Raw genomic sequence first — 16,543 nt, forward strand, 5'->3', positions numbered from 1 at the left:
TTGATGAAATTCTACATCGCAAGTTATTTAACACTTATAAGGGGGATAAGTTCTATGAAGCTGCTAAAAGAAAAAGTGATGACCGAAGGAATCGTATTGAGTGATCAGGTGTTGAAGGTAGACTCCTTCTTGAACCACCAGATGGACCCGGTGTTGATGAGAGAGGTTGGCGCGGAATTTGCCCGTCTATATGCGGGGGAGAAGATTACGAAGGTGCTTACGATCGAATCATCAGGCATTGCTCCGGCCATTATGACGGCGCTGGAACTGGATGTTCCGATGATCTTCGCTCGCAAGCATAAATCGCTGACACTTAGAGACGATATTCTGGTGGAGAAAGTATATTCCTTCACGAAGCGTGAGACGAATGAGATCACGGTATCTAAGAAATTCCTGAACAAGGATGACCGTGTGCTCATCATCGACGATTTCCTTGCTAACGGTGAGGCTGCTTTCGGCTTGGCGCGTGTTGTTGAGCAGGCGGGAGCCAGTGTAGTTGGCATCGGCATTGTCATTGAGAAGTCATTCCAGCCAGGGGCTAGATTGCTTGAGGAAGCAGGATATCGTGTTGATTCGTTGGTGCGTATTGCTTCGCTTGACAACGGAACGGTAACTTTCGTCTAAGGACTAGTTCTGCTGTCTGATAAGAAGCAGCGATTATATATACCTACAAATACAAATGAGTATTCAAAAAGTTTGGTTTTCAGCACCGAGAAGGCCCCGGTGAATTCAAGATTCGATGCCGAATTACTTCTTGATTCACTTCGTGTTAGATATAGAATTTATTCGTTATCAAAAACGGACTTTTTGAACTACTTCTATAAGTTGAGCCTGGGGAGGAACTAGTTAAAATCATGGAACACCACGAACGCATTTTTCAAAGGAACAGACATCCTTTCAAGACGTTTTCTTTGGGGATTCAGCATGTATTGGCTATGTACGCTGGAGCGGTTCTCGTACCGTTAATTGTAGGCGGGGCCCTGGAATTTAGTCATGAACAATTAACTTACCTGATTTGTATTGATTTGCTGGCTTGTGGTGTAGCGACATTGCTGCAGGTATGGGGCAATCGCTTCTTTGGCATTGGATTACCAGTAATGCTCGGTTGTGCTTTTCAGGCTGTGTCGCCGATGATCGCGATCGGGCAAAGTGATGGCTTGGGCGTATCGGCTATCTATGGCGCGATCATTGCCTCAGGCCTATTCATATTCCTATTCTCCGGCTTATTCGGCAAGCTGATTGCGTTCTTCCCTCCGGTCGTAACCGGGTCGGTTGTGACCATTATCGGAGTCACCTTGATACCGGTTGCTCTTACCGACCTGGGTGGGGGAAATGCGGCAAGCCCCGATTTCGGTAGTCCACTTAACCTGGGCCTCGGTTTCGGAGTATTTATCTTTATTATTCTGCTGAATCGATTTACAACAGGTTTCCTGCGTTCCATCTCCGTATTGGTCGGCTTGATTGCCGGTACCATAATCGCTGGATTGTTCGGAGCGGTCGATTATACACCGCTTAAAGAAGCAAGCTGGTTCCATATGGTACAGCCTTTCTATTTTGGGCGTCCAACTTTCCATGTCTCGGCCATTCTTACCATGATCCTGGTATCCATCGTCAGTGTTGCTGAATCAACAGGGGTGTTCATGGCTTTGGGCAAAATCGTGGACAAGGACATCAAATCCGAGGATCTGACCAAAGGCTACCGCGCAGAAGGCTTAGCGATTATGCTTGGTGGTATATTTAATTCCTTCCCGTATACCACCTATTCGCAGAACGTTGGCCTGATCCAGATGAGCCGAGTTAAGACGCGTGATGTCATTGTGGTAGCCGGAGGCCTTCTGATTCTACTCGGCTTCGTGCCGAAGATCGCGGCTCTAACGCAGCTTGTACCGAGTTCGGTACTGGGTGGAGCAATGATCGCCCTGTTCGGCATGGTGCTCTCCTCGGGTATCCGCATGCTGGGTGATCAAGTTGATCTGAATCGGCATGAGAACTTGCTGATCATCGCATGCTCGGTAGGCATGGGCCTTGGTGTCAGCGTAGTACCTGGTCTTTTTGAGAGTCTTCCAGCTTGGCTGCGTATTCTGGTTGATAACGGTATTGTTGCTGGTAGTGTGACAGCGATTATTATGAATTTGCTCTTTAATGGGCTGAACGGACATAGACCGAAGACAGCCGCTAGCGAGACAGAAGCAGAGACTAACTAGTTACAGGCTTAACCACCTAATCAATATAGCTATGAGAGAACAGGCGGGTTCTACATCCGGTTCAGCTGGCGCTCTGCGAGCTCGCCGATCCAGGGGAGCTTAAGCCATTTTCCTTGCAGAGCAGTGAACATCAGGATGATCCACAGAAAGACGCCGAGTAGTGTCAGAAGCATATTTACGACTAGTCCGATAAATGGGATAAATCCGGTTACGGCATGGGCAATCATGATTCCTGCGAAGAGCATAACCGATTGCAGCGCGTGGAAGAGCACGAATCTGCTTCTACGCTCGATGACGAGAAATACAACGCCGCCGACAAAAGCGAATAAATAACAGAGAAACCCGGCTATGTTCTCGTAAAGTCCGGTAGATGATTTGAACGGGGACATAGAAAAGCACCTTCCTTCCCAAGAGCTTGCAGGGAAGTGAGGCGCTGATCGTAAAATGCTTCGGAATCATTCTCGACCTGACTGTCCCTGTCTCAATAAAATGTATGACGAGCCTTGGGTGGACAGAACCTTGATTCGGACGAGCGACTACAAAATGACAGAGTATTCCCCCTGACGGGTGGTTATCTCGTGCCAGAAATTTAATATATCGTCTACGATGAGCTCTGCAGCCTTTGGCTTGCGGAGCTCATTTATTTTACGTCGGACAAGAGACAGCTGATCCTCATCATGCAGCAGGGAGAGAATCTTTTCAGTGAGTTGTCTGTGACTGTTCGTAATGCACGCAATCCCTTTCTCTTGAAGATACTTGGCGTTGTTGAGCTCCTGACCGGGCACCGGGCGGTACAGAAACATCGGCAGGCAGCATTCCAACGCTTCGGCAAGCGTCAAACCTCCAGGCTTGGTCACGATACAGTCGCTTGCTCTCATCAGTGTGGCGACATGAGTGACATAGCCATATATATATAAATCTGGATGACGGCCCATAGCTGCTCTAAGCCCGTTATTCAAACCCGTATTGCGACCACATACCACGATAACCTGAATGTTCTCTTCATGGAGGAGCCGTTCGCAGATATTAAGAATATCCTGCATAACCCCGTAAGCGCCGGCCATAAGCAGAACGGTTTTTTTACCGGAATTGAGATAACCTGTATCTTCCGTGGTGTGGGCGGTGTCAAATAAACCCGGAAGCGATGAATGCTGCATGTCCTCGGAGAAGCTGGAACGGATCGGGATGCCCGTCACCTGGATATGTTCAGCGGGAATGCCACGGGATTCGATCTGCAGCTTCAGATCGTCTGTAGCTACGTAGTAACGATCGACATCGGGATGAATCCAGCGGCCGTGCAGGTCGAAATCGGTAATAATGTTGATTAGCGGGATAGATTTTCCGGTCTTCTTGAGCAGTCTAGGCATAGTAAGCTGAGGGAAGGTATGGATAACGATATCAGGTTCAAATTGTTCGATGATCTGGTGCAGCTTGCGGATTCCCAAGGAGTGGAGTAAGGAATGGAGCGGGTCTCCGGGCTGCAATTCCTTGGTGGAGTTATACAGCCAGCCATATACAGAGGATAATGACTTATAGCTGTGCATATAGACGAATTTGGTGAACTCATTCAACAAGGGGTGGGACTTGGCCATCAGATCCAGCAGGATGACCTCGCTGATCCCCTTGGCCTGCAAGCAGGCCTCAATTGCTTGAGAGGCGCGATAATGCCCGTCGCCATAGCTGGCAAAGAGAATGATGATTCTAGGCATTCTTGAGCTCATGGGTTAGTTTCCTCCGATCCAAGATTGGCATGTTAATAGAGGTTGTTGTGCTGAAGACAGGCCTTTTTGAACACGCACTAATAATATGCCGGGCCTGAGTATATCTTAACAAGGGGCTTACTTTATATTAACCTATAATTGTAAAATAAATGAGTGATCCACAAAAAAGAGAATGCCCTAGCTGTATTTAACTGGGACGTTATGAAGGAGTGCACCTGGATGCACCGGCCTTCGTGCTGAAACCGAAATTTTTGAACTTACACTAAAAATAGGTATTAGGAAGAAAGCTGAAACATGAAGCTGAATATGTTACAATAGAATAGATAGGAGGTTTTTTCCAAATCATTGCACCGCGTTGATACTGACGTATACTGCAAGACGCTTTTTCCACTGTTCTTGATCTAACGAGAGTCTCATTGGGGCACACTAATCATAGTGTCTTACGAAAAGGTGGGAGCAAAGAATCTTTATAACTTCATGATTTTACAACCGTGCTTTTAGAGTTCTCATGATCGGGGCATTTATTTCAAGCGTTCTGGGAGGGAATTAGTATGGCTACAAAAGGTCATAATGAAGTGAAGGAAAGCTTGCGGGAGATGACCCGGATATTCAAGCCGAAGGATCCGAAGAAGTTCGTGAAGGAATATGTCAGGAAGTATCGGATAATGGGGGGCTATGAGGAAGAACTAACTCTTATTGTTGAGAATGAGTTGGATAAATTGGATTCGTCGGTTTCCTGATATTACATATCAGGAAGGACTATAACGTGTTTAATCAGGAACTCCTGAATATAATCGTCCTGGCGGATAATAGCCGGGACGTTTTTTTCTTCTGTTCCGAAACATATAAATACAATAACAAGTATAGAGCCTCGAGCTTCTATGCAAATACTCAATAATTTATTTGGCAGAAAGGAAGTGCCTTGACGTGAAGGTGGGCTTGAAATCGAAGGAGGAAATTGCAAGGATCAAGGAAGCAGGAGAGATTCTGGCTGATTGTCATAAAAGAATTTCTGAATTCATTGCTCCCGGAATTACAACATTGGAGATTGATGCTTTTGTGGAGAAATATTTGGCCGATAGGGGGGCTACTCCGGAGCAGAAGGGCTATCGGGGATTCCCTTTTGCCACCTGTGCATCGGTTAATGAAGTGGTATGCCACGGCTTCCCGAACAACAAGGAGCTGCGCGAAGGGGACATCGTGACGATCGACCTCGTCGTGAACAAGAAGGGTTGGCTGGCCGATTCGGCCTGGACCTACCCAGTTAGCAAGATTAGCAGCGAGGCCAAGCGACTGATGGAAGTCACCGAGCAGGCTCTCTATGCCGGAATTGCCCAGGCCGTGCCAGGGAATCGTATCGGAGATATCGGCTATGCGGTTGGACGCTGTGCGGAAGAAGCGAATATGGGGATAGTGAAGGCACTGATCGGCCATGGGATTGGACGGAAGATGCATGAAGCACCAGACGTGCCGAACTTTGGACGTGCGCATAGCGGCATGATTATTAAGGCCGGGATGGTATTCACAATCGAGCCGATCTTTACGCTTGGAGATACAGGAGCGGTACTGTGGGATAATGACGGCTGGACGATCCGGTCAGCGGATGGAACTCTAGGTGCACATTTTGAGCATACTTTGGCAGTTCTGGAAGATGGACCGGTCATTTTAACAAAATAAATTTGAGGAAAAGAGAGCTCAGCTCTCTTTTTTAATACAATGTTCAAATAATGTTAAACGAAATGTCAAAAATGGCAGAATTGCGTCAAACGCTGGAATGGAGCGCGAGTTGGGATCAAATAGACAGGCCTTTAGGGCCTGTTTTTTGGTTTGGAAACGTTGACAAACATTGATACAATGCACTTTTCCGGATATTTGAACATTTTGTGAACTGACTATGATTCATTGACAAAAGATGGGTTCAATCATATATTTAATAGGTGATTGTTATAATTGACAAGAGTGCATCTATTGTGCTAAAAGTCGTGTCTTGTTTACTGGAAATGCAACATCTTTGTACTCGTACATATCGGGAGAAAACGTAAAGTGGGGTAGATCAAAATGATGAAACCTGGAAAGGCTTTTAAACGGCTTGTCCCCCTGTTCCTCGGCATTTCGCTCCTGCTCTCCGCGTGCGGACGCGAGGACTTGTCTGCGCTTAGACCGCAGGGGCCTGTAGCGGAAGGACAGTTCGGGCTGATTAAGCTGGCGATTTCCATCATGGTCGGGGTTATGATCGTCGTGTTCGGAATAGCCGCCTATGTTCTGATTCGATTCCGTCGTAAGCCGGGACAGAATGAAGTACCTAAGCAGGTAGAAGGGAGCTTTAAGCTGGAGGTTCTGTGGACGGCCATCCCTTTGGTGCTTGTATTGATCCTGGCGGTGCCTACGGTTCAGAAGGTCTTTGCCTTTGGCGAAGATTATTCTAAGGATAAGAATGCAGTTAAGGTCAATGTGACATCGCATCTATTCTGGTGGGAATTCTCCTATCCGGATTATGGTGTGACGACGGCACAGGATCTGATTATTCCGACTGGCAAGAAGATTGCTTTGCAACTGCGCACGGCTGATGTACTGCACTCCTTCTGGGTCCCATCTCTGGCGGGCAAGACGGATACCAATACAGACGGAACGGTTAACAAAGCCTGGTTGGAAGCCTCTAAGGAAGGCGTGTATCTCGGAAAATGCGCCGAACTCTGCGGTCCATCCCACGCTTTTATGGAGTTCAAGGTGAAAGCGGTTAGCGACGAATCGTTCAAGAAGTGGATCGAAGCGATGAAGGCTCCTGCCGTGCTGCCGGAGGATCCGGCTGTTGCAGAAGTGTTCAAGAGTCAATGTTTGACCTGTCATGCGGTTGGCGATCAAGGAGGGCCGGCGGCACCGAACTTAACGGGTATCGGCAGCAGGGAGAGCGTGGCTAGTATATTGCTGAATGAAGGGGCCTCGGGTAAACCGGGGGACCGCAAACCGGTCAAGGATAATTTGGTCGAATGGCTGGAGGATCCACAAGCGGTGAAGCCAGGCAATAAAATGCCGGCACCTAAAGATTTAGGGCTGACGGATGATCAGATCGAAGCGATCGCCCAGTACCTAGCTGACTATAAATTATCTTACTGATCCGATGCCACTTCTGGCATGAACGGCAATTCTAAGGCAAAGGAACTTAAAGGGGGTACAAACCTTGGCTCACGCTCATACTGTTAAGCGGCACAAGGGATTGATGGACTGGCTGACTACAGTCGATCACAAGAAGATCGCTATTCTGTATTTGGTCGCTGGTGCTCTGTTCTTTGGTATCGGCGGGATTGAAGCGCTGTTGATTCGCGTTCAGCTGGCGAAACCGATGAATGATTTCGTAACGGCGCAGCAGTTCAATGAATTGATTACGATGCACGGCACGACGATGATTTTCCTCGGGGTAATGCCTGTCATTTTCGCACTGATGAACGCGGTGATTCCGCTGCAGATCGGCGCACGTGACGTAGCGTTCCCGTTCTTGAATTCGCTTGGCTTCTGGACGTTCCTGTTCGGCGGCTTGCTGCTTAATCTCAGCTGGTTTATAGGAGGGGCTCCTGATGCGGGCTGGACGGCTTATACTCCGCTGTCATCGACCGAATACAGCTTGACGCATGGCGTCGATTTCTATACGATCGGCCTGCAGATTGCTGGTCTGGGTACATTGATCGGGGGTATCAACTTCCTGGCTACGATCATTACCATGCGTGCGCCAGGCATGTCATATATGCGGATGCCGATGTTCACGTGGACGTCGTTCGTCACTTCGGCAATGATTCTGTTCGCATTCCCGGCCGTTACGGTTGGTCTTGTACTGTTAACGTTCGATCGAATTCTGGGAGCGAATTTCTTCAATGTCAGCGCTGGGGGCAACCCAGTACTCTGGCAGCATATCTTCTGGATCTTCGGACACCCTGAAGTATATATTCTAATTCTTCCGGCCTTCGGTATGATATCCGAGGTGGTAAGCACATTCTCGCGCAAGCGTCTGTTCGGTTACAGCTCGATGGTGTTCGCTACGATCCTGATCGCCTTCCTCGGCTTCATGGTCTGGGCTCACCATATGTTCACGACCGGACTTGGCCCAGTGGCCAACGCATTGTTCTCCATCGCGACGATGTTGATCGCGGTTCCGACGGGAATCAAGATTTTCAATTGGCTATTCACGATGTGGGGCGGTCAAATCCGTTTTACGACACCAAATCTGTTCGCTGTTGGCTTCATCCCGACCTTCGTTATGGGGGGAGTTACCGGCGTGATGTTGGCTTCGGCTCCGGCGGACTATCAATATCATGATACTTACTTTGTCGTTGCACACTTCCACTACGTAATCGTAGGTGGTCTCGTACTGGGTTTATTCGCGGGTCTTCACTATTGGTGGCCTAAGATGTTCGGCCGGATGCTTAGCGAGAAGCTGGGCAAGCTGGAATTCTGGACATTCATTATCGGCTTCCATATGACCTTCTTCGTACAGCATTTCCTTGGGTTGATCGGTATGCAGCGTCGTGTATTTACATATTTGCCGAACCAAGGCTTTGATCTCATGAACCTGATCAGTACGATTGGCGCATTCTTGATGGGGGTTGGGGTAATCGTATTCCTGATCAATATCGGAATTACTGCTGCTAAGCCAAGAAATGCCTCGAATGATCCTTGGGAAGATGGACGTACACTGGAATGGACAATGCCTTCCCCACCTCCAGAGTACAACTTCAAGCAAATCCCGCTTGTTCGTGGACTTGATGCATTTTGGAAAGAGAAGATGGCAGGCAATAAGGAGATGACTCCGGCTGAACCGGTCGGTTCGATCCACATGCCGTCGCCGACGATTCTTCCGTTTATTATGTCAGTGGGTCTATTCATCGCTGGCCTTGGATTTATGTTCACGAGCGATGACTTCGGCAACAGCTTCATGAACTTCATCTTTAGCAACTATATCGTTACAGGTATCGGCCTGGCGATTACATTTGGAAGTATGCTGGTCCGCTCGCTGTATGACGATCATGGCTGGCATATCGAACCGTCTGAATTGAATGAGAAGGGGGTAAAAGCATGACGACACCTCACGCAGAGCAAGCGACGAACGTCCTTCCCCATGAACCAGAGAAAGCTACGCTGGAAGGTCGCAATAAAGTGCTCGGCTTCTGGCTCTTCCTTGGTGGGGAGGCTGTATTGTTCGGCACGCTGTTCGCAACCTTCTTAACACTTAGAAATCAAGTGGCAGACGGTCCGTCTGCTAGTGAATTGTTCAGTCTGCCGATCACAGCAGCGGCGACCTTCATCCTGTTAGTAAGCAGCTTGACTAGCGTATTCGCAGTTCAGGCGCTGCACCGTGGCAATCGCAGTTCATTGGCGAAGTGGCTGGGTATTACTGTATTGCTTGGCCTGGCGTTCCTGGTGCTGGAAATCTATGAATTTACGGAATACATGCATGAAGGATATAGCATGACGACAAGCGCGTTTAGTTCTGCCTTCTATACTCTAGTCGGATTCCACGGCGCGCACGTCTTGTTCGGGATTTTATGGATTTCAGTCATCATCGGCCAGCTATACAAGAAGGGATTGACCGTGGTAACTGCTCCGAAAGTTTATGTGTCGGCGATGTATTGGCACTTTATCGACGTCGTATGGGTATTTATCTTCACCGTAGTATACCTGCTTGGAAAGGTGGTAGGTTAGCATGACAAATCACGATTCGAATGGCGGCACAACGATTAAGCATCGGCATCGCCAGGAAGGACCGCAGAAGCATGTCATTGCGTTTATATTCTCCATCGTTCTAACCTTGATCGCTTTCGCTTCCGTTGCAGCAGGTGGAGTCAATACGGCCTTTACCGTTCTGCTCTTGCTTGTGATGGCTGTGCTTCAGGTGCTCGTACAACTGGGCTACTGGATGCATCTGAAGGACAAAGGGCATATGATTCCAATTCTGTTTATGGCCGGTGGATTCTTCGTTGCTGGCTTGGCGATTATCGCCGCGTTATACTGGATGTGGTGGTAATAGATATGAGGAGGGCTTGATTCCAAGCCCTCTTTTTATGTATAAATATAGAGGGAGTATGATTTATGTCATACATAGTGAATGGAAACGGATATCGCCCATCTGGCAGGGGGAGAACCGTTTTTACTTGTATTAGTGGAAATTTTGCAGATAGGCACAAGGGTGCAAATGTTCATCATATCGACAGAATCGAGGTCTCCAGGAAGGAGGGGTTCGTGTGCTCGGATTAGAATATTTTACATTTACACAGGTATGGAGTCCAATTGTATTAGCGCTTGTCCTGCTGATTACGGCGGGATACTTCGTATTGATTGGACCGCTTAGCGAGAAATACGGCCAAGGGGAGAAGGTATCTCTGAACAGGAGGCTGCTATTCTTGCTTGGACTGGCCTTGCTATACATGGCTCAGGGTGGTCCGGTGGAATTGCTCGGCCATATCATGTTCAGCTTCCATATGATTAGCATGGCACTTTCGTATTTGCTGGCTCCGCCGCTTCTAATGCTTGGTATCCCTGTCTGGGTATGGCGTGGAATCGTATCTTTGCTCAGAAGGAGCCCGCTGCGTACGCTGAAATTCTTCACCCATCCGGTCGTTGCAGCGATTGTATTTAATGGGCTATTCTCTTTCTATCACATCCCCGTGATTCACGATTATGTGATGCTTCATTTTGGAGTGCACCGGCTGTACTATGTTGTGTTGTTCATTGCGTCAGTGCTGATGTGGTGGACCTTAGTGGATCCACTGCCGGATATGGCTGCGGGGAAGGGAGTCAAGAAGATCGGCTTTATTTTTCTCAATATGGTACTCCTGACTCCGGCGTGCGGATTAATTATTTTTGCGACAGACCCTCTGTATGCGACTTACAGTGATCCGGTCGTCTGGTCCAAGGCGATGGGCTATTGCATTCCTGGCGATACGACGATGCTGCTAAGCCAGTTCGGCGGCCCGCAATTCTTTGGCTATCTGGAACCCGTTGTCGATCAGCAGGTAGGTGGGATTCTGATGAAGTTCATTCAGGAGATTATCTTTGCCTCGATGCTTGCCTACGTGTTCTTTCATTGGTACAGGCAGGAGAACCGCAGTGAAGATGATGAAGAGATTGTGCCTGTGCCAGAAGAATACGCTCCCTCAAGCGAGCTGAAACAAATATAACAAGCAGGAGGATGATCATGGACATTTATACATTATTTCCGACGATCAGTACAGCGTTCATCGTAATTAGTGCAATACTGGTTGCAATCGGATGGGCGCTGATTATTAAAGGGAAGCGCGAGGCGCATAAGAAGACGATGATCGCGGCTGCGGTTGCGGCCTTGCTATTTTTCATTATTTATACGTCCAGGACGGTGTTTGTCGGCAATACCGCATGGGGAGGACCGGATAATCTGAAGGTATATTATCACATCTTCTTGATCTTCCACATTGTTCTCGCAACTGTAGCGGCGGTATTTGGAATTACGACGTTAGTACTCGGATTCAAGGCGAAATACGCTAAGCACCGTAAGTGGGGACGCACAACGTCGGTGATCTGGTTCTTTACGGCGATTACCGGTGTTGCTGTATATGTACTATTGTATCTGATGTATCCTGGCGGACACACGAAGCCGGTATGGGAAGTAATACTGGGCGCCTGATCTAGCAGTTAAATGCTGCTGCCTATAGCTAAAATGCGGCGAAACCGCGCATACAAAAAGCCAACCCAAATGATGGTTGGCTTTTTGAGTTCTATTGCTTATATTCGTAATCTCGTTCGACCTTACAAATTCTCGTCTTGTATTTGAGATACCATTCTGACTTCCCTTTACTTTGTGCAATAAGATGCCTCTCATTTTGTTTCCAATTTTGTATAGCTTCAAGAGTTTCCCAATATGACACTGTAATCCCTAGCCCCTCTCGTGCGCTTTCCACTCCCAGAAATCCGGGCTGGATGGATGCAAGTCGAGCCATCTCCTCTGCCATTTCGGCATAACCGCGGTCTCCCTCTGTTCGTTCAGAAGTGAAAATTACTGCATAATACGGTGGTTGTGGCGTGCGGGCCATTTCGCTCATTTATATTCCCCCAGTAACGATAATAACTCAATTTAGAACATTTGTTCGCAAAAGTCAAGTATTAATCATCCCAATTTACTTAGACAATGAGTTGAAAAAATGGATTTTTTATATTGACGTGCAGAATAAGCACAGTATATACTGTGTATAAAGATATAAACAGTAAGCACAGTGAATGTCAGTGTTTATTTACATAGGGAGAGACGAGGAAGGATGATGAAGTTGGAAGGCTGGAAGGATGCTTGGATCATTTTCAAAAAGGACGTATGTTCAGACCGATTTTACCTGATCTGGAATGTTCTGTTCATGCTATATTTCGGCGGAATGTTCAGCACTATGCTCTATTCCGTTGTTAAGTTTGATGATGCGTTTCGTCCATTAGCAGATTGCTTAATGCTGGTGTTTATCCCAATGATCGGATTTTACTTCTCGCGCAGATCCTTCAGTTACTTGAAGGAAGATTCCTACACTCAAATGCTGTGGTATTATCACACTCTTCCGATTCCTGTGAGGACAATTATGAAGAGTCGGTACATTCAGCTCGTGGTAGCAATTCTGTTTAACGGGATCCTTTTCTTTGGAGCGATAGTCTTTATTTTTTGGCTAGGTGGATTAGAGACAAGTCTTAGTCCCATTCAATACATTTCTTTTGCCCTGACTTGGATTGGATATGCTCTGTTTATAAACGGGCTGTATATCTATATGGAATTTTTGAATAGAGGCAGAATTTACTTTTGGTTAAGTTGCGTGTTGATGTTGAGCATGGTCGTGGTCTCAGTTGTTATTAACCTTTTTCATGGCAATTTGCTGAAATATACGATAGATATTTCTGCTCGCTATGCTCTGTTATCACCTCTAATGTGGGGGTCTCTCCTGATCGGCGCCCTAGGGGCATATTGGATGGGTATCCAGACCATGCGGAAGCTGAATAAGCGGGATTTGATCTAATAGATGGGCAGCCGACAAATAGAGACCGGAGGTGAAAGGAAAGGTGTGGATTCCGATTCAAATTGATGAGCAAAGCGCAGAGCCTTTGTATTACCAAATTGAGACGCAGCTTAAATCATTGATTGTCAGCGGGCAGATTGAAGAAGGAACGTTGCTGCCATCCATTCGCGAATTGGCTGCGAGTCTTAGCTGCAGTGTTATCACGATCAGACGGGTGTATCAGGATTTAGAGAATGAAGGCCTGCTTAGGACGAAGCAAGGGACGGGGACCTTTGTAGCTAAGGTCGGGACGGGGGAACGGGATGCATACCGGAAGTCCGTGGTCCAGGAAGCCGTCGAGACGGCGGTGGATACAGGGATATCTGTGCAGTATGGAGAGGAAGAACTGAGACAATTGTTTCTAAAGATATTGAAGCAAAAATATCATAAAGATGGCAGGAGGGATAGGGAGTGACAGAGAGTATGGCGATTGAATTTAGAGGCGCAATCAAAGAGAGACGCAGGCATTCGATCGGGCCGATCAATCTAAATATTCCACGGGGTTATATTGTTGCGCTGGTTGGTTCCAATGGATCTGGCAAGAGCACAATGATGAATATGATGCTGCAGACGATCAGGCCGGACCAAGGGTCGATCCACTGGTATGGGGAGACGTTCAACGGCGAAATGCCGCTAACATTAAGACAGAAGATCGGCTATGTTCCGGAAGTTTCGATCGCAGAGGAAAGCCATCTCACGGCGGATGCGGTAGCAGAGTTCCGTTCATACTGGTATCCAAGCTGGGATGGGGTGCGATTTGATGAACTGATGCAACGGTTCCGCGTACCGCGTAATGAACGATTGAACAGGATGTCCAAGGGCGAGAGGCGTAAGTTCGAGATCGCCGCTGTGCTGGCAGCCCGGCCGAAGCTTCTGCTGCTGGATGAGCCATCTTCGGGGCTCGATCCGTTCGCCTGGGGCGATTTAATCGATGAACTGCAGGCATGCATGGAGAACGAGGATGTTACGATTGTGTTATCGACGCATATTGTGGATGAGGTCAAGAGGTTGGCTGACTATATCATTCTGGTCGATGAAGGGCGGGTCCTCGGTATGGCGGAGAAGGATTCGCTGTACGGCAGCTGGAAGGAGCTATGGGTGCAGGGGGACTTGGAGGCGCTCGGCAAGATGCCGGGAGTCGTAAAATGCGATCCGGATGGACCATCCCTAACCCGGATTACTGTCCGAGATAATGAACATTGGAATAAGTATTTGGCAGCGTCGGGCATACAGGTTGTGAAATCACGTGCACTTGAGCTTGAGGAGATACTGCGTTTGTGGATCGAGGGGCATAAACCAGAGGAACTGTTAGCATAATGCCTGTTGTGTAATAGATGTACGAATTTGAATAAGCGAAGCGGGGGATAAAGAAAATGGCAAAACCTTTAGTGCTAGAGAAGGTTGTAAAGCAATTCGGCGAGAAGACGGCAGTTAATGAAATCTCGCTGCAAGTGGAGGCTGGGGAAATCTACGGTCTACTCGGCGCCAACGGGGCGGGAAAGACAACGACGATGCGGATGGTGCTTGGACTGATCTATCCGGATGATGGCAGCATCTTGTATCATGGCAAGCCCTTCAGCAAGGAATTACAGGGAGGCATGGGCTATTTGCCGGAAGAGCGTGGTCTATATCCTAAAGTGAAAGTGAGCGACCAAATTAAATATTTGGCCAAGCTGCGGGGGATGTCGGAATCCCAGGCCGAGAAGAGCCTTCGTTACTGGCTTGAACGATTTGGTGTGCCGGAATATTACAATAAGCGGATCGAGGAATTGTCCAAAGGGAACCAACAGAAGATGGGCTTCATCGCCGCGGTTGTGCATAAACCGAAGATTGTCATTATGGATGAAGCATTTAGTGGATTGGACCCGGTTAATGTCGAGTTGCTCAAAGCGACGGTCAATGAATTACGCGATGAAGGAACCAGCATTCTGTTCTCTACGCACCGGATGGAGCATGTAGAAGAATTGTGCCGTAATATTACGATCCTGGACCGCTCCAATACGGTGCTGCAAGGTAACCTGCGGGAGATTAAGAAGCGTTATCCGCGCGAAGAGGTTCTACTTTATACGACGGGTGAGGTAAATGGACTAGAATCGATCGATGGAGTCGAGAAGGTGGAGCGCAAGGACCGGGGATATTCGATCCGGATCTCTGACGTAGCTGCGGCAAAAGCTATTCTACGAAAGGCAATGGATGAGAGTGAAGTAGAGCATTTCGAGATTAAAGAGCCAACATTGAATCAGATCTTTATTAGAGAGGTTGGTGAGGTACATGAATAAGCTTAGTGCAGTTATCGGCTTCACGTTTATGAATAAGGTCAGAACAAAGTCATTTCTGATCACGACATTGGTGCTGGCTCTGCTGTTGACCATTGGTATTCATATTCCTTATTTCATAGATAAGTTTACGGGTAATGAGAATGGCCCAGTTACAGTTGGACTCGTATATTCGGACTACCCCGAACTAGCAGATTCATTGGAGAAGTACCATGACCGTCTTGCGGCGTCAGGCATGAGATTCAGTAAGTATGAGCAAGCTGACACAGCATTAGACAAGGATCTGGGGGATGGTAAAATCGCCGGTTATCTGCAGTTCGTTAAGACGAACGCGGAGAGCTTCCCGGAAGTGAACTATGTCTCCAAAAAAGACAGTATCAGCAGTGGAGTACAAACAGAACTGCAGGCGGCCCTACAAAGTGTAAAGACAGAATTCATCACCAAGGGCACGTTGTCTGATGCCCAAGTGGCAGAACTGAATGCTCCTGTATCTATTAATGTTCACAAATTAGAAGATACACAGGGGGGCACTCAGAATGGAGAGGATTCCAGCAAGGAGCGTGACTTCTCGCCAGCCAACTTCGCTGTGATGTATGCACTCATTATTCTCTTCTTCATGACGATCATGATGACGGGGAATATGATATCGGCCGAGGTAACTGCGGAGAAGAGCTCACGAATTATGGAGATTCTAATTACGAGCACGTCCCCGCTGGCGCAAATGTTCGGTAAAATTATCGGTATGTTCTTAATCGGATTATTGCAGATCTTTGTCTTTACTGCAGTTATAGCTGCGAATCTGTCGCTTCCGCACAATCGCGCATCCTTGGAAGGGTATGAGCTTGATTTCTCGCAGTTGAACCCATCCGTACTTATTCTTGGACTTGTATATTTCATCCTGGGATATTTCCTGTATGCGACATTGTTTGCTGCGGTCGGTTCTTTAGTAAGCCGCACAGAGGAGCTTGGTCAAGCGGTAATGCCGATTACGATGTTGTCGCTAGCCGCGTTCTATATTGGCAGCTTCAGCATGAGTGCACCGAATTCGCTCTTGATGAAGGTATGTAATTACATTCCATTCTTCTCTCCGATCAGCATGATTGTTCGCATCGGTATGGGGACGCCGAAGACCTGGGAGATCATTGTTTCCATTGTGGTGTTGCTGATTGCAATTTATGTCTTCGGATGGCTGTCCGCGAAGATCTATCGTACGGGCGTGCTGCTTTACGGCAAGCGTCCTACAATCAAAGAGCTTCGCAAGGCGATGAAGGCTTACAAGATTTAGGAGCAAC

Annotated in this window: 18 protein-coding genes; 15 read left to right on the forward strand and 3 right to left on the reverse strand. The window is 47.8% G+C overall.

The annotated features are described in order from the left end of the window. Positions 1-54: 54 nt before the first annotated feature. Positions 55-624 carry a xanthine phosphoribosyltransferase gene (locus EI981_RS03370; protein ID WP_126995449.1) on the forward strand — a complete coding sequence of 190 codons (570 nt, stop codon included), beginning with the start codon at positions 55-57 and terminating at the stop codon, positions 622-624. A 230-nt stretch (positions 625-854) separates the two neighbouring features. After that, positions 855-2,204 carry a nucleobase:cation symporter-2 family protein gene (locus EI981_RS03375; protein WP_126995451.1) on the forward strand — a complete coding sequence of 450 codons (1,350 nt, stop codon included), beginning with the start codon at positions 855-857 and terminating at the stop codon, positions 2,202-2,204. Positions 2,205-2,254: 50 nt separating this feature from the next. Here the strand turns inward: EI981_RS03375 and EI981_RS03380 are convergent, their stop codons facing one another. Both EI981_RS03380 and EI981_RS03385 read right to left on the reverse strand, forming a co-directional pair. After that, a complete protein-coding gene (locus EI981_RS03380) occupies positions 2,255-2,593 on the reverse strand; it encodes a DUF4870 domain-containing protein (protein WP_126995453.1) in 339 nt (112 codons plus the stop codon). Between the two features lie 147 nt (positions 2,594-2,740). Continuing rightward, the gene (locus EI981_RS03385) at positions 2,741-3,925 is read right to left on the reverse strand and encodes an MGDG synthase family glycosyltransferase (protein WP_126995455.1); all 1,185 of its coding nucleotides are present in this window, start codon (positions 3,923-3,925) and stop codon (positions 2,741-2,743) included. Positions 3,926-4,476: 551 nt separating this feature from the next. On the opposite strand from EI981_RS03385, the gene EI981_RS03390 reads away from it, so the two are divergent. The 8 genes from EI981_RS03390 to EI981_RS03425 all read left to right on the forward strand — a co-directional run bounded on the left by EI981_RS03390 (position 4,477) and on the right by EI981_RS03425 (position 11,573). After that, a complete protein-coding gene (locus tag EI981_RS03390) occupies positions 4,477-4,665 on the forward strand; it encodes a hypothetical protein (protein ID WP_068779591.1) in 189 nt (62 codons plus the stop codon). Between the two features lie 187 nt (positions 4,666-4,852). Continuing rightward, the gene (gene map, locus EI981_RS03395; RefSeq protein ID WP_126995457.1) at positions 4,853-5,602 is read left to right on the forward strand and encodes a type I methionyl aminopeptidase; all 750 of its coding nucleotides are present in this window, start codon (positions 4,853-4,855) and stop codon (positions 5,600-5,602) included. 381 nt (positions 5,603-5,983) lie between these two features. Next, on the forward strand, positions 5,984-7,039 hold the full coding sequence (gene coxB / locus EI981_RS03400; protein ID WP_126995459.1) for a cytochrome c oxidase subunit II: 1,056 nt from the start codon (positions 5,984-5,986) through the stop codon (positions 7,037-7,039). A 103-nt stretch (positions 7,040-7,142) separates the two neighbouring features. Further along, the gene (ctaD, locus tag EI981_RS03405; RefSeq protein WP_127004305.1) at positions 7,143-8,993 is read left to right on the forward strand and encodes a cytochrome c oxidase subunit I; all 1,851 of its coding nucleotides are present in this window, start codon (positions 7,143-7,145) and stop codon (positions 8,991-8,993) included. Continuing rightward, positions 8,990-9,616: a cytochrome (ubi)quinol oxidase subunit III gene (locus EI981_RS03410; RefSeq protein WP_126995461.1), complete on the forward strand. Its 627-nt coding sequence runs from the start codon at positions 8,990-8,992 to the stop codon at positions 9,614-9,616. The genes ctaD and EI981_RS03410 overlap by 4 nt, the downstream gene beginning before the upstream one ends. A 1-nt stretch (position 9,617) precedes the next feature. Beyond that, positions 9,618-9,938, forward strand: coding sequence for a cytochrome C oxidase subunit IV family protein (locus EI981_RS03415; RefSeq protein WP_068779595.1), 321 nt, complete (start codon positions 9,618-9,620; stop codon positions 9,936-9,938). A 217-nt stretch (positions 9,939-10,155) separates the two neighbouring features. Next, positions 10,156-11,091: a cytochrome c oxidase assembly factor CtaG gene (ctaG, locus tag EI981_RS03420; RefSeq protein ID WP_126995463.1), complete on the forward strand. Its 936-nt coding sequence runs from the start codon at positions 10,156-10,158 to the stop codon at positions 11,089-11,091. Positions 11,092-11,108: 17 nt separating this feature from the next. Next, on the forward strand, positions 11,109-11,573 hold the full coding sequence (locus tag EI981_RS03425; protein ID WP_126995465.1) for a DUF420 domain-containing protein: 465 nt from the start codon (positions 11,109-11,111) through the stop codon (positions 11,571-11,573). 91 nt (positions 11,574-11,664) lie between these two features. Here EI981_RS03425 and EI981_RS03430 read toward each other — a convergent pair whose 3' ends face one another. Beyond that, a complete protein-coding gene (locus tag EI981_RS03430) occupies positions 11,665-11,988 on the reverse strand; it encodes an antibiotic biosynthesis monooxygenase family protein (RefSeq protein ID WP_126995467.1) in 324 nt (107 codons plus the stop codon). Positions 11,989-12,201: 213 nt separating this feature from the next. Here EI981_RS03430 and EI981_RS03435 point away from each other — a divergent pair, with 213 nt between their 5' ends. The 5 genes from EI981_RS03435 to EI981_RS03455 are packed head-to-tail and all read left to right on the forward strand — an operon-like array spanning position 12,202 to position 16,536. Continuing rightward, complete coding sequence (locus EI981_RS03435) at positions 12,202-12,936, forward strand: hypothetical protein (protein WP_126995469.1); 735 nt, start codon at positions 12,202-12,204, stop codon at positions 12,934-12,936. Positions 12,937-12,979: 43 nt separating this feature from the next. After that, complete coding sequence (locus EI981_RS03440) at positions 12,980-13,390, forward strand: GntR family transcriptional regulator (protein ID WP_126995471.1); 411 nt, start codon at positions 12,980-12,982, stop codon at positions 13,388-13,390. Between the two features lie 8 nt (positions 13,391-13,398). Beyond that, on the forward strand, positions 13,399-14,292 hold the full coding sequence (locus tag EI981_RS03445) for an ATP-binding cassette domain-containing protein (protein ID WP_127004306.1): 894 nt from the start codon (positions 13,399-13,401) through the stop codon (positions 14,290-14,292). Between the two features lie 56 nt (positions 14,293-14,348). After that, the gene (locus EI981_RS03450; RefSeq protein ID WP_126995473.1) at positions 14,349-15,254 is read left to right on the forward strand and encodes an ABC transporter ATP-binding protein; all 906 of its coding nucleotides are present in this window, start codon (positions 14,349-14,351) and stop codon (positions 15,252-15,254) included. Next, a complete protein-coding gene (locus EI981_RS03455; protein ID WP_126995475.1) occupies positions 15,247-16,536 on the forward strand; it encodes an ABC transporter permease in 1,290 nt (429 codons plus the stop codon). Before EI981_RS03450 ends, EI981_RS03455 begins: the two co-directional genes overlap by 8 nt. Positions 16,537-16,543 lie beyond the last annotated feature (7 nt).

Origin of the sequence: Paenibacillus lutimineralis (assembly GCF_003991425.1) — a bacterium.
Lineage (GTDB): Bacteria > Bacillota > Bacilli > Paenibacillales > Paenibacillaceae > Fontibacillus > Fontibacillus lutimineralis.

Excerpts from the sequence above, each read along its gene's own strand:
- EI981_RS03370 (WP_126995449.1), top strand. The coding sequence starts at position 55 with ATGAAGCTGCTAAAAGAAAAAGTGATGACCGAAGGAATCGTATTGAGT.
- EI981_RS03375 (WP_126995451.1), top strand. The coding sequence starts at position 855 with ATGGAACACCACGAACGCATTTTTCAAAGGAACAGACATCCTTTCAAG.
- EI981_RS03380 (WP_126995453.1), bottom strand. The coding sequence starts at position 2,593 with ATGTCCCCGTTCAAATCATCTACCGGACTTTACGAGAACATAGCCGGG.
- EI981_RS03385 (WP_126995455.1), bottom strand. The coding sequence starts at position 3,925 with ATGAGCTCAAGAATGCCTAGAATCATCATTCTCTTTGCCAGCTATGGC.
- EI981_RS03390 (WP_068779591.1), top strand. The coding sequence starts at position 4,477 with ATGGCTACAAAAGGTCATAATGAAGTGAAGGAAAGCTTGCGGGAGATG.
- coxB (WP_126995459.1), top strand. The coding sequence starts at position 5,984 with ATGATGAAACCTGGAAAGGCTTTTAAACGGCTTGTCCCCCTGTTCCTC.
- ctaD (WP_127004305.1), top strand. The coding sequence starts at position 7,143 with ATGGACTGGCTGACTACAGTCGATCACAAGAAGATCGCTATTCTGTAT.
- EI981_RS03410 (WP_126995461.1), top strand. The coding sequence starts at position 8,990 with ATGACGACACCTCACGCAGAGCAAGCGACGAACGTCCTTCCCCATGAA.
- EI981_RS03415 (WP_068779595.1), top strand. The coding sequence starts at position 9,618 with ATGACAAATCACGATTCGAATGGCGGCACAACGATTAAGCATCGGCAT.
- EI981_RS03425 (WP_126995465.1), top strand. The coding sequence starts at position 11,109 with ATGGACATTTATACATTATTTCCGACGATCAGTACAGCGTTCATCGTA.
- EI981_RS03430 (WP_126995467.1), bottom strand. The coding sequence starts at position 11,988 with ATGAGCGAAATGGCCCGCACGCCACAACCACCGTATTATGCAGTAATT.
- EI981_RS03435 (WP_126995469.1), top strand. The coding sequence starts at position 12,202 with ATGATGAAGTTGGAAGGCTGGAAGGATGCTTGGATCATTTTCAAAAAG.
- EI981_RS03445 (WP_127004306.1), top strand. The coding sequence starts at position 13,399 with ATGGCGATTGAATTTAGAGGCGCAATCAAAGAGAGACGCAGGCATTCG.
- EI981_RS03450 (WP_126995473.1), top strand. The coding sequence starts at position 14,349 with ATGGCAAAACCTTTAGTGCTAGAGAAGGTTGTAAAGCAATTCGGCGAG.
- EI981_RS03455 (WP_126995475.1), top strand. The coding sequence starts at position 15,247 with ATGAATAAGCTTAGTGCAGTTATCGGCTTCACGTTTATGAATAAGGTC.